At 74.2% G+C, this 1,418-nt stretch carries 1 protein-coding gene and 1 pseudogene; one reads left to right on the top strand and one right to left on the bottom strand.

The window, feature by feature from the left end; all coding sequences use genetic code 11:
* Positions 1-198, bottom strand: a pseudogene (locus HMPREF3105_RS09955) (SAM-dependent methyltransferase); the annotation flags it as partial.
* A 69-nt stretch (positions 199-267) separates the two neighbouring features.
* Between HMPREF3105_RS09955 and HMPREF3105_RS09960 the strand changes: the two are divergent.
* Positions 268-1,418, top strand: a 1,151-nt coding sequence (locus HMPREF3105_RS09960) for a glutamate--cysteine ligase (RefSeq protein ID WP_070709483.1), incomplete at its 3' end; no start/stop codon positions are given.

Here is a 1,418-nt window from a genome sequence, read left to right on the forward strand (position 1 = left end):
GGCCACGCGCTCGGGCGGGTGCCCCGCGGCGCGCAGGCGGGAGGAGACCGCGAGCGCGTCGGCCTCGCGGTACCCGGCGAGGGAGTCGAGCAGTGCGCGGCCCTCCGGCTCGAGGACGGGGGCCAGGGCGGTGTCGTCCGCCTCCGAGGCGGCGGCCGTGGGGCGCGGCGAGCGGGAGGCGGGGCGGGGACGGGCCATGCCCCACACCCTAGGTCCGGAGCGTGGACACCGGGCACAGACCGGGCCGGGGCTTCTAGGATGGGCGGCATGACTCTGCCCTTCGCCGACTCCGCGCAGTCCACTCTCGGAATCGAGTGGGAGCTCGCGCTCGTGGATGCCGTGTCCGGCGAGCTGCGCTCCGAGGCCCCGGACCTGCTGCGCACCCTGCATGCGACCGAGGGCCTCGCCGAGGACGACGTGAACCCGCACATGACCAGCGAGCTGCTGCAGAACACGGTGGAGCTCGTCACGGGCGTGCACGAGCGCGTGGACGCCGCGACGGCGGACCTCGGCCGGATCGCCGCGCGTGTGGCGGACGCCGCGGCTGCGCGGGGCATCTCCCTGTTCTGCCAGGGCACGCGCCCGTTCGCGGACGCGATCGCGCAGCCCTCGACGCCCAGTGAGCGCTACGACCGCATGCTGGATCTCACCCAGTACTGGGGTCGGCAGCTGCTGATCTTCGGCGTGCACGTGCACGTGGGCCTGGACGACGTCTCCAAGGCCATGCCGGTGGTGAACGGCCTGGTCAACCGCGTGCCGCACCTGCTCGCACTCTCGGCCTCGTCCCCCTTCTGGGCGGGCACGGACACGGGCTACCAGTCCCAGCGCACCCTCCTGTTCCAGCAGCTGCCCACGGCCGGCCTGCCGTTCCAGTTCCAGGAGTGGGAGGGCTTCGAGCGCTGCGTGGCCCAGATGGAGCAGGTGGGCATGATCGCGGACGTCACCGAGTGCCGCTGGGACGTGCGGGCCGTGCCCCGCCTGGGCACGGTGGAGATGCGCGCGTGCGACGGCCTGGCCACGCTCGAGGAGATCGCCGCCGTGACCGCCTACACGCAGTGCCTCGTGGATGACCTGTCCGCGAGCCTGGAGCGCGGTGAGACGGTCGAGGTCCTGCCGCCGTGGCACGTGCAGGAGAACAAGTGGCGCGCCGCCCGGTACGGCATGGACGCCACCGTGATCGTGGACGCCCGTGGCACCCAGGTCCCGCTGGCGGAGCACCTGCCGGCGGAGATCGAGCGACTGACCCCGGTCGCCGAGCGGCTGGGCTGCGCGGCGGAGCTCGCCGGCGTCCAGGCGATGATCGACGACGGCGGCGCCGCGCGTCAGCGTCGCGTGGAGGCACAGGCCCTGGCCGGCCCGCCGGCCGCGGGTGAGGACGCGGATGACGCGGTGGCCCCGCTGCGCGCCGTCGTGCTGGA

The sequence above is a fragment of the Micrococcus sp. HMSC31B01 genome (genome assembly GCF_001816085.1).
Lineage (GTDB): Bacteria > Actinomycetota > Actinomycetes > Actinomycetales > Micrococcaceae > Micrococcus > Micrococcus luteus.